At 58.8% G+C, this 13,226-nt stretch carries 16 protein-coding genes; 8 read left to right on the top strand and 8 right to left on the bottom strand.

What is annotated here, in order from left to right:
* Positions 1 to 13 precede the first annotated feature (13 nt).
* Together IPJ12_16585 and IPJ12_16580 are read left to right on the top strand one after the other, a co-directional pair.
* Positions 14 to 1,192 (top strand): patatin-like phospholipase family protein, encoded by a 1,179-nt coding sequence (locus IPJ12_16585; GenBank protein MBK7648717.1) that lies wholly within the window; start codon positions 14 to 16, stop codon positions 1,190 to 1,192.
* Positions 1,189 to 2,574, top strand: a complete 1,386-nt coding sequence (locus IPJ12_16580; GenBank protein MBK7648716.1) for a DUF4071 domain-containing protein — start codon at positions 1,189 to 1,191, stop codon at positions 2,572 to 2,574. Before IPJ12_16585 ends, IPJ12_16580 begins: the two co-directional genes overlap by 4 nt.
* 25 nt (positions 2,575 to 2,599) lie before the next feature.
* Here IPJ12_16580 and IPJ12_16575 read toward each other — a convergent pair whose 3' ends face one another.
* The 4 genes from IPJ12_16575 to IPJ12_16560 all read right to left on the bottom strand — a co-directional run bounded on the left by IPJ12_16575 (position 2,600) and on the right by IPJ12_16560 (position 4,543).
* Positions 2,600 to 3,133: a chorismate lyase gene (locus tag IPJ12_16575; GenBank protein MBK7648715.1), complete on the bottom strand. Its 534-nt coding sequence runs from the start codon at positions 3,131 to 3,133 to the stop codon at positions 2,600 to 2,602.
* Complete coding sequence (locus IPJ12_16570; protein ID MBK7648714.1) at positions 3,133 to 3,576, bottom strand: DUF192 domain-containing protein; 444 nt, start codon at positions 3,574 to 3,576, stop codon at positions 3,133 to 3,135. The genes IPJ12_16575 and IPJ12_16570 overlap by 1 nt, the downstream gene beginning before the upstream one ends.
* Positions 3,573 to 4,145 carry a pseudouridine synthase gene (locus tag IPJ12_16565; protein MBK7648713.1) on the bottom strand — a complete coding sequence of 191 codons (573 nt, stop codon included), beginning with the start codon at positions 4,143 to 4,145 and terminating at the stop codon, positions 3,573 to 3,575. The genes IPJ12_16570 and IPJ12_16565 overlap by 4 nt, the downstream gene beginning before the upstream one ends.
* A gap of 221 nt (positions 4,146 to 4,366) precedes the next feature.
* A complete protein-coding gene (locus IPJ12_16560; protein MBK7648712.1) occupies positions 4,367 to 4,543 on the bottom strand; it encodes a PEP-CTERM sorting domain-containing protein in 177 nt (58 codons plus the stop codon).
* 362 nt (positions 4,544 to 4,905) lie between these two features.
* On the opposite strand from IPJ12_16560, the gene IPJ12_16555 reads away from it, so the two are divergent.
* Complete coding sequence (locus IPJ12_16555; protein MBK7648711.1) at positions 4,906 to 5,814, top strand: PEP-CTERM sorting domain-containing protein; 909 nt, start codon at positions 4,906 to 4,908, stop codon at positions 5,812 to 5,814.
* Between the two features lie 175 nt (positions 5,815 to 5,989).
* Here the strand turns inward: IPJ12_16555 and IPJ12_16550 are convergent, their stop codons facing one another.
* Both IPJ12_16550 and IPJ12_16545 read right to left on the bottom strand, forming a co-directional pair.
* The gene (locus IPJ12_16550) at positions 5,990 to 7,234 is read right to left on the bottom strand and encodes a spore maturation protein (protein ID MBK7648710.1); all 1,245 of its coding nucleotides are present in this window, start codon (positions 7,232 to 7,234) and stop codon (positions 5,990 to 5,992) included.
* Positions 7,235 to 7,305: 71 nt separating this feature from the next.
* Positions 7,306 to 8,031, bottom strand: a complete 726-nt coding sequence (locus IPJ12_16545; GenBank protein MBK7648709.1) for a hypothetical protein — start codon at positions 8,029 to 8,031, stop codon at positions 7,306 to 7,308.
* Positions 8,032 to 8,312: 281 nt separating this feature from the next.
* Between IPJ12_16545 and IPJ12_16540 the strand changes: the two genes are divergently transcribed.
* On the top strand, positions 8,313 to 9,182 hold the full coding sequence (locus IPJ12_16540; GenBank protein MBK7648708.1) for a PEP-CTERM sorting domain-containing protein: 870 nt from the start codon (positions 8,313 to 8,315) through the stop codon (positions 9,180 to 9,182).
* A 186-nt stretch (positions 9,183 to 9,368) separates the two neighbouring features.
* Here the strand turns inward: IPJ12_16540 and IPJ12_16535 are convergent, their stop codons facing one another.
* A complete protein-coding gene (locus tag IPJ12_16535; protein ID MBK7648707.1) occupies positions 9,369 to 9,878 on the bottom strand; it encodes a hypothetical protein in 510 nt (169 codons plus the stop codon).
* Between IPJ12_16535 and IPJ12_16530 the strand changes: the two genes are divergently transcribed.
* Entirely contained in the window at positions 9,854 to 10,447 is a 594-nt protein-coding gene (locus IPJ12_16530) for a DUF1211 domain-containing protein (protein ID MBK7648706.1), read from the top strand. The two genes, IPJ12_16535 and IPJ12_16530, sit on opposite strands and share 25 nt — an antisense overlap.
* A gap of 308 nt (positions 10,448 to 10,755) precedes the next feature.
* Positions 10,756 to 11,208 carry a glycine zipper 2TM domain-containing protein gene (locus IPJ12_16525; protein ID MBK7648705.1) on the top strand — a complete coding sequence of 151 codons (453 nt, stop codon included), beginning with the start codon at positions 10,756 to 10,758 and terminating at the stop codon, positions 11,206 to 11,208.
* Between the two features lie 76 nt (positions 11,209 to 11,284).
* Here the strand turns inward: IPJ12_16525 and IPJ12_16520 are convergent, their stop codons facing one another.
* A complete protein-coding gene (locus tag IPJ12_16520) occupies positions 11,285 to 11,452 on the bottom strand; it encodes a DUF3149 domain-containing protein (GenBank protein MBK7648704.1) in 168 nt (55 codons plus the stop codon).
* Positions 11,453 to 11,854: 402 nt separating this feature from the next.
* Here IPJ12_16520 and IPJ12_16515 point away from each other — a divergent pair, with 402 nt between their 5' ends.
* Entirely contained in the window at positions 11,855 to 12,247 is a 393-nt protein-coding gene (locus IPJ12_16515) for a hypothetical protein (GenBank protein MBK7648703.1), read from the top strand.
* Between the two features lie 196 nt (positions 12,248 to 12,443).
* Complete coding sequence (thiM, locus tag IPJ12_16510) at positions 12,444 to 13,223, top strand: hydroxyethylthiazole kinase (GenBank protein ID MBK7648702.1); 780 nt, start codon at positions 12,444 to 12,446, stop codon at positions 13,221 to 13,223.
* Positions 13,224 to 13,226 lie beyond the last annotated feature (3 nt).

The raw sequence follows: 13,226 nt of genomic DNA, 5'->3' as shown, positions 1-13,226 counted from the left end.
CTAGGAGAATCCCGTGAACCAACAAGTCCTCAATAAAATACAGTCCGCCGGCCAGAAAAAGATTCTCGCCTGCGACGGCGGCGGCATCCTCGGCCTGATGAGCGTCGAAATCCTCGCCAAGCTGGAAGCTGACCTGCGCACCCGACTGCAGAAGCCCAATCTCGTCCTCGCCGACTATTTCGATTTCGTCTGCGGCACAAGCACCGGGGCGATCATTGCCAGTTGCATTTCGACCGGCATGAGCATCGACCAGATCCGCACTTTCTACACCGCCAGCGGCCAGCAGATGTTCGACAAGGCATCGCTGCTCAAGCGCCTGCAATACAGCTACAACGATGAGCCACTGGCCAAGAAGCTGCGCGAGGAACTGGACAAGGCTCTGAAGCACGTGGCCAGCCCGGCCGAGCCGAATGCCACGCTCGGCGACGAAGGGCTGCGCACCTTGCTGATGATGGTCATGCGCAACGTCACCACCGATTCGCCCTGGCCGGTGACCAACAATCCGCTGGCCAAATACAATGATCGCGCCCGCCCCGACTGCAACCTCAAGCTCCCGCTCTGGCAATTGGTGCGCGCCAGCACGGCCGCCCCCACTTTCTTCCCGCCGGAGGTGGTCACGTTTGGCAAGGACACACTCAAGCCGTATCAATTCATCTTCGTCGACGGCGGCGTGACCACCTACAACAACCCGGCCTTCCTCGCCTTCCAGATGGTCACGGCCGCTCCCTACAAGATCAACTGGGCAACCGGCGCCGACAAGCTGCTCATCGTTTCGGTCGGCACCGGCAGCGCGGCCAAGGCGCGCCCCGGCGTCGACAAGGATGACCTGTGGCTGCTCGACAACGCCAAGAACGTCCCCGGTGCCTTGATGAATGCTGCCTCTGCCGGCTGGGATATGTCCTGCCGCATCGTTGGCGACTGCCGCTTCGGGCCGCCGATTGACCGTGAAATCTGCGATCTGGTGCCGACAGAACAATGCCCGTCTACCTCAACGATTCCCAAACAGTTCGCCTATGTCCGCTACGACCCGGATGTCTCGCAGGATGGGCTGAACGCGCTGGGCCTCGCCGAGATCAAGGCAGAGAAAGTTCAAGTCATGGACTCGGTGAAGAACATGCCGGAAATCCAGCGGGTCGGTACCACCTATGCTGCAAAGCATGTCACCCTCGACCATCTGAAAGGCTTCGCATGAGAACCTGCTTCGTCATCCAGGGCTTCGGTAAGAAGACCGACTACACCGACGGCCGCGTCCTCAACCTTGACGCCTCATACGAGGTCATCAAGCAGGGGGTCGTGGCTGCCGGGCTGGAATGCATACGCGCCGACGAAATTCAGCATTCCGCAGTCATCGACGTGCCGATGTACGAGATGCTGCTGCAGGCCGATGTGGTCATTGCCGACTTGTCCACCTACAACGTCAATGCGGCTTACGAATTGGGCGTGCGCTACGCCTTGCGGCCCAGAACAACGATCGTGATAGCCGAGGAAGGCTTCAAGAATCCTTTCGATTTCGGCCACATCGCGCTGCGCCGCTACAAGCATTCCGGCGAGGACATCGGGTTCGGCGAGGCGATGCGATTCATCAACGAGCTGAAAACTGCGATTCAGGAAATCCTGAACTCGAACCGCTTTGACAGCCCGGTCTACACCTACCTGCCCCAACTCGCACCACCGCAGATGCCCGTGCAGGCGCCGCCGACAGCGGCACCACCACCGGTCTTTGCCGAGCCGCCGATGCCGCGTGGCGGCCACTTCGACTTCGCTATTCCCACTGCCAGCCCGCCCGGACTCGACCATGCATTGGCTGCAGCGCCCGAACTCGAGATGGCTGCAGCCCCCGAGCCGGTCGCCACCCCCAAGGAAATGCTCGACGAAGCGCTGGCCATGATCAATCCGCCGGAAGGCGGCGCCAGCGACTTTGCCGGTGCCCGCGCCCTGTTGATCAAGGTCATCAAGGTGCGCCCGAACGACCCCTTCGTTACCCAGCAACTGGTTGTCGCCACCTACAAATCGAAACAGCCTGAGCCGGAAAGTGCGCTGCTCGAAGCCCGCAGCATCATGGAGCAATCACTCGACCCGGCCACGACCAACGATCCTGAATCCCTCGGTCTGTGGGGCGCCATCCACAAGCGCCTGTGGGAACTCAAGTCCCGCCCTGATGACCTGAATGCGGCGGTGGACGGTTATGAGCGCGGCTTTTCGCTGCGCCGCGACTGGTACAACGGCATCAACTACGCCTTCCTGCTTGATGTACGGGCGCTTGAATGGCTGAAGGCCGGCCAGAAGGACGACGCCATTGCCGATTCCGTCCTCGCCCGCCGCGTCCGCAGCGAAGTCAGTCGACTGGCGCTGGCGCCGGCCGAAGACAAGGATGCCGATCCGAAAAAGCGTTTCTGGGCCGTTGCCACCCTGTGGGAAGCGGCGCTCGGTCGAGGCGATGCGGCCGAAACCGGGCGTTGGGGTGCAGCTGCCGAGGCGCTCGCGGTGCCGCAATGGATGCAGGAAACGCGACTCGATCAGGGCAGCAAGCTGATTGCACTGCAGAAGGAATTCGCACAGCGTTCGGCCCCCTGAACCAGTCGGCGCCGGGCGTTATCGCTCAGTGCCCGAGGGTAGTCACGGTGTGCAAGAAAACCTCCGTGACCAGCACCGCCTGATTCGCCAGGCGGTGCCGCGAGCGACGCGCCCACAGCGTAGTCGTCACCGGCCCGAGGGATGCAGCGCGGCGATAAAGGGGATGCCGCGCATCCAGGCGTAAAAACTCGATAGCCCCGCGCTCAAAGCCGGGGTAGGTAAACAGCAGCGAGCCAAGCGAACGGCTGCCGAGGCCGGCCATCCAACGGGTCATACGGCCACGGGCGGCAGTAGACAGCGTGGTGTGGGCAAAGATGACCGCTTGGCCGTCGCATTCGAGCGCCACTTCGCGCACCCAGGCCAGCTGGCGGCCGGTTGCATCGCCCGCTGCCTCATCAGCCAAGGCCTTGCCTTTGCCGTAATTGAGCAAGCGAACGCGAAAGACCGAACTCGCCTGCTGGCAACGTGCCGTCAGCGAATCCGGTTCAGTCAGCCAGGAACGAAGGATAGGTTCGGCCAGCCCGCCAGCGAGGCGAACCCGCCATTTGCTGCGTTTCATTATTGTGGGCGTGGCGCCTTGTCGATGCCGTTCAGCTTCATGCCCGGCTTGATGCCGCGCTGGGCGAACCAGCCGAGGTTCATTTCCAGCGCATAGCGGGCCGGCACCCTGGCGCAGTGGTTGTCTTCCGTCTGCGGTTGCATGTCCTCGATGTTGATGATCTTGCCCTCTTCATTGAGGAAGGCCACGGACAACGGCAACAGCGTGTTGCGCATCCACATGCAGTGCGTGTTGTTCTCGGTGAAGACAAAGAGCATGCCGTGCTGGGCCGGCATCGTCTGACGGTTCATCAGGCCAAGCTGGCGATTGCGATCATTCGAAGCCACTTCGGCCTCGATGCGGTAGAACCCGGCGCTCAATTCCATGACCGGCATGGCGCTCTGCGCCCAGGCGGTGGCGCCCAGCGCCAGCCCGATCACTGCGGCAATCAGGTGTTTATTCATTTGAATTTTCCTTGCAAATCCTGGTAACTGCCGTCGATCTTGCGCCACTCGCCCAGCGCCAGACCATCCAGCGTCGCCGCCCCAATGGCGGCCCGAATCAGACGGAGCGTAGGATAACCGATGGCTGCTGTCATTCGCCTGACCTGGCGATTCTTGCCCTCGCTGATACGGATTTCCAGCCACGAAGTCGGGATCGCGGCGCGAAAGCGAATCGGCGGATCGCGTTGCCACAGCCCGACCGGTTCATCGATCAAACTTGCTTTGGCCGGCAGCGCGGCAAAGTCCGACAGTTTGATGCCGGTGCGCAATTGATCCAATGCTGCTTCATCCGGCACACCCTCGACCTGCACCCAATAGGTTTTTTCCAGCTTGTGCTTCGGATCAGCGATCTTCGCCTGCAACTTGCCGTCGTCAGTCAGGATCAGCAACCCCTCGCTGTCGGCATCAAGCCGACCGGCGACATAAACATCCTTGACCGGAATGAATTCATCCAGCGCCCGCCATTTGCCCTCCGGCGTGAACTGGCTAAGGACGCCGTAGGGCTTGTTGAAAAAAACGATGGAGGACACAGGGCTTCAGGGGCGGCGAAAGATTCCAATTTTCGCCGATTTTCCCGGTTGACCGTAGCAGTGCTTCTAAACACGCCAAAACCTTGGCCAGTCAGGAGCGTAGACATGAGGTACGTCGTGGGCAAAAGTCCATTCATCCCTACGACCAAAACCCCGCCTCCGGAACTAAAAACGGAGCCAATCGGCTCCGTTAGTGACTAAAAATTGACGGTAGTGTCAGTTCAGGAACGCCGACGGCTGGCTATGGCTGCCATCAGGCCAATACCGGCGAGCAGCATGGAATAGGAATCCGGTTCCGACGGCGCGTTCATCGAAAGCTTGGCCCCAACATCCGAAGCAAAGACCTCGGTTGCCGCGATGGCAAGGGACACTGCGGCGAGCGTACTTTTGAGTTTCATCGAAGTTCTCCTGGAGTTTATTTAGGTTATTGGAATAGTTACAAGTCATATCCTATGCCGCTTGTATTTTTCATCAATAGTCTGTTTGGACTAATCGTTGATCTTCGGAGAATTCGCTGCCACTTGGGTTTTGGACAATAGCCGGCATACAGGCGGCCTCTCCAAAAATTGACTTGTTGCATAAAAATGCAGTTTGACGTCAGCGTAAAACGGAAAGTAATCGCCGAACCCATCGTGCAGCAACGCCCTGCAACTTTTTCAAATCAAGGCACCGCGAGCTTCTTATGGCTGCAGTTTCTCGCGAAACCGTGTCGAAATAATTTACAAACCCTGAAATCCAAATAGAATAATTGATTTAAATCATGGCATTAAACGACTGGTCCGGTATGTGCTTGATACAAGGCATCAAACAAGGGGACCACCAAATGAAACTATCAAAAAGTATCGCCGGTATCGCGCTGGCATTTGCCTTCACAGGATATGCACAGGCCACGACCCTGCTTTACAACGACTTCAGCAGCACCGCCGGGCTTCAAATCAATGGCAACGCTGCCCAAGCCGGGACTGCGCTTCGTGTTACCCCAGCAAACTACAGCCAGAGCGGCTCTTTCTTTTCCACCAACACCGTAAGCCTCGCGTCAAATGCTTCGTTCAGTACGGCATTTCGATTCCAGTTTTCCGGTGCGGGCGGTGCTTGTGACGGTCAAGGGTGCGGCGCAGATGGTTTGGTTTTTGTCGTCCAGACAAACTCCAATAGCGTTGGCGGCCTCGGTGGCGGCATTGGCTATGCCGGGTTACCAAATAGTGTTGGTATTGAATTTGACACCTGGAATAACGGCGCTGGCGACAACAACAGCAGCAACCATGTCGGCATTGATTTGAACGGGAATGTTTCATCCGCAGCGCTGGCCGAAGTTGCTCTCGGCGACATGAATAACGGCGACATCTGGAGTGCATGGGTTGACTACAACGGTGCCACAGGCCTGCTGGAAGTACGCCTCGCTCTGGGTGCCAATGCAGCCAGACCAGGTAGCTCATTGCTCTCTTACAACACGGATCTAGCCTCTATTCTTGGTTCCACGGACGCTTTTGTTGGTTTTACCTCTGGAACGGGTGCGGCTTATGCCAATCATGACGTCTTGGCATGGCAGCTAAACTCAACCTACGACCCGATCTCTACCGTTGGCGCTAACGTTCCGGAGCCAGCCTCCCTGGCACTGATTGGGCTTGGCTTGGCCGGACTCGGTGTAAGCCGCCGCAAAAAAGCATAAGCAAACAACCAGCTCACAAAAAGCCCGCCTTTTTCGGCGGGTTTTTTTGGGGTGCAATTTAATCAGATAGCGCGCCCGCCAGCCCCCTCCAAGTCCACGCCATCCTGAAACACAGCTTCATACATCGCTAAAGCGATGCAGCTTTTCGCGGTATGGCTGAGTCGTTAAGCCGCTGTTAGTGGAAAAACGCGTAGCCGATCAGGATCGCCCCGACCAGCCCGACGGCATCGGCGATCAGCCCGCAGGCCAGCGCGTAGCGGGTCTTGGTGATATTGACGCTGCCGAAATAGACAGCCAGAACGTAAAAGGTCGTCTCGGTTGAACCCTGAATGATCGCCGCCAGCTTGCCCTGGAAGGAATCGACGCCGTAGGTCGTCATCACATCGACCATCAGGCCGCGTGCGCCGCTGCCGCTCAGCGTTTTCATCAGACCGACCGGTAGCGCCGGCACGAAGTCGTCGTTGATCCCGAGCGCCAGTACGGCGCTGCGGATGGCGCCGATCAGGTAGTCCATGCCGCCCGTGGTGCGGAACACCGAAATCGCCACCAGCATGGCGATCAGGTAGGGAATGATCTGTACTGCAACGCCAAAGCCCTCCTTGGCACCCTCGACGAAACTCTCATAGACATCAATACCGCGCCACGCCGCCACGGCAACAAAGAGCGCGATGATTGAAACAATCAAGCCGCTGCCGAGCAGGCCAATCATCTGCGCCATCTGTTCCGGCGGCATGCCGGCCAGCCAGAAATACATCCCGCCCATTAGCGCCGCGAATCCACCGAAGAAGGCCAGCACCGGCTTGCAGAACAGGTTGATGCGCTGCCAGATGGCCACCGCAATTAGCCCGGCGCAGAAAGAAACGAAGGTGCCGAGCAGTGTTGGCAGGAAAATGTCGGCCGCGTTGAAACCAACCAGCCCCTGCTTGAGCGCAATGCTCTGACGGATGGCGATGACCGACGTCGGGATCAGCGTGATGCCGGCCGTATTGAGCACCAGGAACATGATCATCGGATTGCTCGCCGTATCCGGCTTTGGGTTGATCTCCTGCAGCTCGCGCATGGCTTTCAGGCCAAGTGGTGTCGCGGCATTGTCCAGGCCCAGCATGTTGGCGCTGAAATTCATCACGATACTGCCGCTGGCCGGATATCCAGCCGGGATATCAGGGAAGACGCGCCGGAAAAACGGCCCCATCGCCCGCCCGAACAACTGGATCAACCCACCCCGTTCGCCAATTTTCATGATGCCCAGCCACAGGCTCATGACACCAACCAGCCCGAGCGAAATATCAAAACCCGTCTTGGCCGTATCGAACAAGCCGTTCAGCACCCGCGTGAAGATATCGAGGTCGCCCTGCAGCAACTGCGCAACTGCGGCGACAAAGCCGACAAGGATAAAAGCGACCCAGATTCGATTGAGCACAGGCGGAACGGCCGGAAGGTTGAAAGGCAGCCAGTCTAGCCGGCTAACCAACGACTGTCATCGCAACTGCATTACGCCAAAACCACCGGCAGCCGCCAAGCGACGCGCAAGGCCTCGTATTCCACCTGCGGTAACTGCACCAGCAAAGGCTCTGCCGAGGCATCCAGCCAGCCAGCAATCTCTGTCATGTCGGCCAGCGCCATGGCCGTACAACCGGCCGTCGGCGCACCCGCGCTTTCCCAAACATGCATGAAAATACATGACCCCGCCCCCGGCACGACTGGATCGCTGTTATGCGCCACCATCGCCCCCACGACGTAACGCCGGTCGCTGCGCAACATGTCCTCGCACGAAGACCAGTCGGGCTGCGCCACGGCGGACTGATCGACAATGCGGTTGTAATACGCCGAGGCCGGGTCATCGATGGCCTTGAGATCGGGTGTCGCGCACAGGTAGGGCAATTGGGCGGCGCTTGCGAACGGGCTATCCGGCGCCGCAACCCCGAACAGCGCCGTGATCGCAAATATCCCCGCTGGCGCACAGCCATCGCCTTCCCGCTTCTCTTCGCCATCGCACCGCGCATGCAGCCCACGCCCCCAGGCCAGCCCCGCCCGGCCCAGACTCACCGCCACTGCAGTACCAACCGGCTGCCAGTCGCCATCCAAATCCGTCCGCGCAAAACGCTGCAATCTCGCTGCACCGCTATCCCAAGTCGGCGCGACAACCAGCAGCAATTGTCGCGCCGACGCTAGCGCGGCGGTGTTTTGCGCGGAAAAACCGGAAGACAAGCTCGCCATGACAACAATTCAGGAAATGTGATCGGGACCTACTGACGGGATAGAAATCGGTAATTCAGCCAAATTTCCGGTCGACCATGGCCTCCCACCATAACTGTTAGATATGCAGTGCCCATTCGCATATAGCGAAATACGCCAAATCGATCAGCCTCAATGGCAATTATTTCACATGCATTTGGAAGCGATGAATCTAAAGTGGCCAGCAACCGTAACACACATCAAACGGCATTCAGCAATCCGGCATCCGAGTCGACGGATCCGCCCCACTAAGGAAACTTTCGGTGAACAAAAATACGTATGGCGCCAGTCTGTTAATTACTATCGGCCTACTTGCGGTCGGCAGCGCCCATGCCACACCTGTCAGTCTGTCGTCACTGGGCAGTGCTTACACGCAGGATTTCAACACCCTGGGCAATACTGCGAACACGACCACCAATACAAGCTTGCCCGTGGGCTGGGTACTGGACGAATCCGGCGGTGGCGCACGGGACAACGATCAGTACGCGGTAGACACGGGCGGCAGCAACACGGGTGACATCTACAGCTACGGCGCCGCCGGCTCAACGGAACGTGCCTTGGGTAGCCTTCGTAGCGGCACGCTCATTCCGAGCTTCGGCGCCGAGTTTTCCAATAAAACCGGCGCTACCATCACCTCGCTGGACATCGCCTTCATCGGCGAGCAATGGCGCCTCGGCGTCGTCAACCGCACCGACCGGCTCGCCTTCCAATACAGCACCAACGCTACCGCCCTGGGCACAGGTACCTTCCTTGACTTCAGCGCGCTGGACTTTGTGACCCCCGACACCGTCGGTCAAGGCGCCAAGGACGGGAACGCCGTTGGTAACTTTACGGCAGTGAGCGCCACCATCACCGGTCTGAACATTGCTGCAAACACCAGTTTCTGGATTCGCTGGACCGACATCGATGCCACCGGTTCTGACGATGGCTTGGCTATCGACAACTTCTCGCTGACCGCCCGAGGTGTGCTCGGCGAAGCCCCTCTGAGCGTGCCGGAACCTGGGTCACTGGCATTGGCCAGCCTGGCCCTTCTCGGCCTGCTGACAACGCGCCGTCGCAATGGCGCCTTAGCACAATGGCTCGAATTGATTCGAGCCATTCCCACTTCCCCTTGGTGGCGTGGTGCGAAGTAATCAGGCTTCAAATTTCGCCCAATTTTTCCGGTTGACCGCAGGGCCAGGCCCTGTTGCCATGGTCATTACGTTGGACGATTTTCTATCTCACCCTTGAATCGGGTTGCGACCGGATAGTAGCGACAAAAAAGCCAAACGCAGCGACGCCATCTTCGCCTTGCCCCGAGACACCTGCGCCCTGTTTGTTCACTTGCCCGTAAAAACTAGCTTGCGCTTCTCCTTGAAGGAGCGGATGCCTTCCTGATAATCGGTGCTGTCGTAGACGACGCGGCGCAGGCCGGCGACGCGTTCGAAACCTTGCGGGCTCATGGGGTGGGCGCCGGCAACAATTCGCCATTGCTCCTTGATGACGGAAATCGACAGCGGTGCATTTTTCGTGATGCCGCGTGCCAGATCGAAAGTAAAGGCTTCAATTTCCGCATTTTCAACAACGTGGTTGATCATGCCGACACTTTCGGCACGTTGTGCCGTGACAGGCAGGGCGGTGAAGGCCATTTCCTTGACGATGCGGTAAGGTGCCGCGTTGAGAAAGGTCAAAACACCACTGAAATGGTTTAGGCGTCGAAATGTGCCTGGAAGTAGCGCCTGCTCAGATCTTTTTTTGTGGGCATCGCACGATTCGTTGACGCAACGGTCTCTGACAAAGGAGATTTCCAAATACGGAGGAAAGCATGGGTAAAACCCGCCTTGAAGCATTCAGCGATGGCGTTCTGGCCATCATCATCACGATCATGGTGCTGGAACTTAAAGTGCCGCATGGCGAGAGTATTGATGCGCTGGCCTCGTTGCTACCGGTGTTTTTCAGTTATGTGCTGAGCTTCGTCTACGTCGGCATCTACTGGAACAACCATCACCACATGCTGCACACGGCGCATAACGTGACGGGGCCGATTTTGTGGGCGAATCTGCATTTGCTGTTCTGGCTTTCGCTGTTTCCGTTCACCACCGGCTGGATGGGTGAAAACCATTTCGCGGCCGTGCCGTCGGCGGTTTACGGCGGGGTGTTGTTCATGGCGGCGGTGGCTTACTGGATTTTGCAGCAGACCATCATCGCGTCGCAGGGTGACAAGTCCTTGTTGAAAGTGGCACTGGGCAGCGACTGGAAGGGGAAGTCTTCGCCGGTGGTCTATGCGGCGGGAATGGTGTCGGCATTCTGGTCGCCGACGCTGGCGCAAAGTCTGTATGTGCTGGTGGCGCTGGTTTGGCTGATTCCGGATGCGCGTATCGAGAAGGCGCTGGCGACGAGCGAGGGCCGGGCGGGATAAGGCTAGTCCCACGGGGATGGCTTCGTGGGCTGACGGCTTCTCGTCTCGGTGGCGTCATGGCGTGCGAATGCTGCGGTCAACCGGAAATTTTGCTCAAAACTGAAATGTCTGCCCGCTAGGTTAGCTGCAGAATATCTGGTTGCCGACGTTGTACTTGGCACGCAGTTGCGGCACGATACCTTCGTTGTAATCAGCGCCGCATTTTCGGGATCGAGGCGCTTTGAAAACCAGAAAAATACAAATCCCCGGCGCATGGTTTGCACGGCCGGGCCATGGAGAAGATGACCGTGAATGCATCGAGAAAATTAATGTCGGCGCTGGGCTTGGCAGGGGTACTGGCGATCAGCGGTTGCGCGCCGATCTATGGGCCGGGTTGGGAAAAAGATTATCCGCCGGTGGCTTATTCGCGTGACTTGTACCCGGGCTACGGCTCGGTTCAGGCCATCGACCTGATCCGGCATGAGAACAATAGCGGCATTGGTGTTGGTGCCATCGCCGGCGCCGTGATCGGCGGGATCATCGGCCATCAGGTGGGCGAAGGCAACGGCAACACGGCGGCCACCGTCATCGGCGCCGCTGGCGGCGCGCTGATCGGACATGAAATCGAGAAGCAGAACCAGCCGCAGGGCGACCAGTTCCGGCTCACCATCCGGATGGAAAACGGCGGCTATCAGACGGTGATCCAGAACACCGATTTCGTCGATCTGCGCATCGGCGACCGCCTGCATATCGACGACGGCGGCACCGTTCGGCGCTATTGATCAGACGGCCAGCGGGACGCTGATACCGCCCTCTTTACTGGCTTGGCCTTGATGCCGGCGCTGGCCGGCAACCTGGCTAGCGTGCGCCCGGCAGATGGATGTTGGCGGCTTGCGCTTCTTTCTCTTCGTCGTGCGAATGTTTCGAGGCGTAGCGAATCAGATAGACCGCCATCCCCAGAATAAACACGATGGTGAACAAGCTGAGCAAGCCGATGTCGGATGTGAATAACAGATTCCATGCCATGAGTCTTCTCCCCTTTGCGTTGAATAAAGCTGAAGTAGCTTCGTTACGCTGAACTATGTGCAAGACATATGCCCGGTGCCGGCCGAGGTGAATCCGGCTGCTGGAAATGCCGGGTCGGGATAGCGGCGTGGGTACCGTAAAACCTGCGAAATCATTGCTGTGAGCGGCTTTACAAATATTGCACCGAGGCCGGCACCAGCCGAATTTCCGCCGGCCATCGAGCTTTGCATGGCTGACGCAAGGCGCGAAATTGCCATTCATGACAGCAGACAAAGACCACACTGCCAAAATTGACATTAAATCAGGGACGCCATTCGCCCTGACTCCATCGGACGAACAGGCGCCCGAACGAGCGATTAGGGTTGGAAACCAGCAGATTCAATCCTGAAAAGCGACGATCACATGACTGGCCATCGGGGCTGGGCAAGGAAATACGTCAAATTTCATCAAGCGTCCGTCTGCCCTACTCCCCCTGGGAGGAAAGGAAGTATCCGGCGCGGCGGACTCTGCTGGTTTCCTGATACCTTCTTAGCCAGATACGTGCCAATCCCGACTTACATCCAGATCATTAAAAATCAGTCACTTGCAGATATCTGCACAAAATTCGCCTGGGTTTCGCGTCATAACTGGCAAACGATGATGACAATAGCGGCGCTGGCGGCAGCATCGGCGCCCTGCCCTGATTTCTGCGCTGCCGCAGCCCTGAACAATTTTTTCGGATTTTGGTTGCTTTTTCCGGTTGACCGCAGCGGTCTCAAAAACGGTCGCCACGGATGCCTCGATGCCGCCGGATGACTGGCGGAACAGCTTCAACAGTAACGTTTTGCGCGCTCGCAGGCTTTTTCTGGCGAGCCTATCCTGCTACTATTTTCCGACCCCCGGGGGCGGCACTCCGGAAGATAAGACGCATGAATGCTCCGGCCGCAACCGGCCTTTTCGCCTGGCGTTGCACGTCAACGCTTATCGCCAACCCGCACCCCGAAAGAGCCCCATGAGCGAGCACGATCTTTCCCGAATCCGGGCGCAGGCACCGCTGGTTCACAACATTACCAATTATGTGGTGATGAACAGCACGGCCAATGCCCTGCTGGCGATTGGCGCCTCGCCGGTGATGGCGCATGCCGCCGAGGAAGTCGAAGCGATGGTCGCCCTGTCGCGGGCGCTGGTCATCAACATCGGCACCTTGAGCGGCCCTTGGGTGGCGGCCATGCTGAAGGCGGCGAAGCTGGCTGCCAGCCGTGGCATTCCCATCGTGCTTGACCCCGTGGGCTGTGGCGCCACGGCCTATCGCACCGCAACGGCTCGTGCGCTGATCGAGGCGGCGCGGCCCGCCGTGATCCGCGGCAACGCCTCTGAAATCCGCGCCCTGGCAAACTCTGCGGGCACAACCAAAGGCGTGGACAGCCTGCACACGCCGGATGAAGCATTCAACGACGCCCAGGCGCTTTCCCGTGCGCTGGGCTGCGTGGTATCGGTCAGCGGCCCGGTTGATCTGATCGTGGCAGATGACCGGGTGGCGCGGGTCGCCAATGGTCATCCGATGATGACCTTGGTGACCGGCATGGGATGCACCGCCAGCGCCTTGTCGGGCGCCTTCGTGGCGGTGAATGCCGATCCGTTTGAGGCGGCAACCGAAGCCATGGTGGTCATGGGCGTGGCCGGCGAGCTCGCCGCGGAAAACGCGCAGGGGCCGGGCAGCTTCCAGATGCATTTTCTGGATGTGTTGTATGGACTGAACGACGCTGACATCGCCAAGCGCAGAAAAAGCTGAACC

Source organism: Betaproteobacteria bacterium (genome assembly GCA_016709965.1).
In the GTDB taxonomy this organism is placed as follows: Bacteria; Pseudomonadota; Gammaproteobacteria; order Burkholderiales; family Rhodocyclaceae; genus Azonexus; species Azonexus amarohabitans.
The sequence above is the reverse complement of the archived record's forward strand: the minus strand, read 5'-3'. Positions and strand labels throughout refer to the sequence as shown.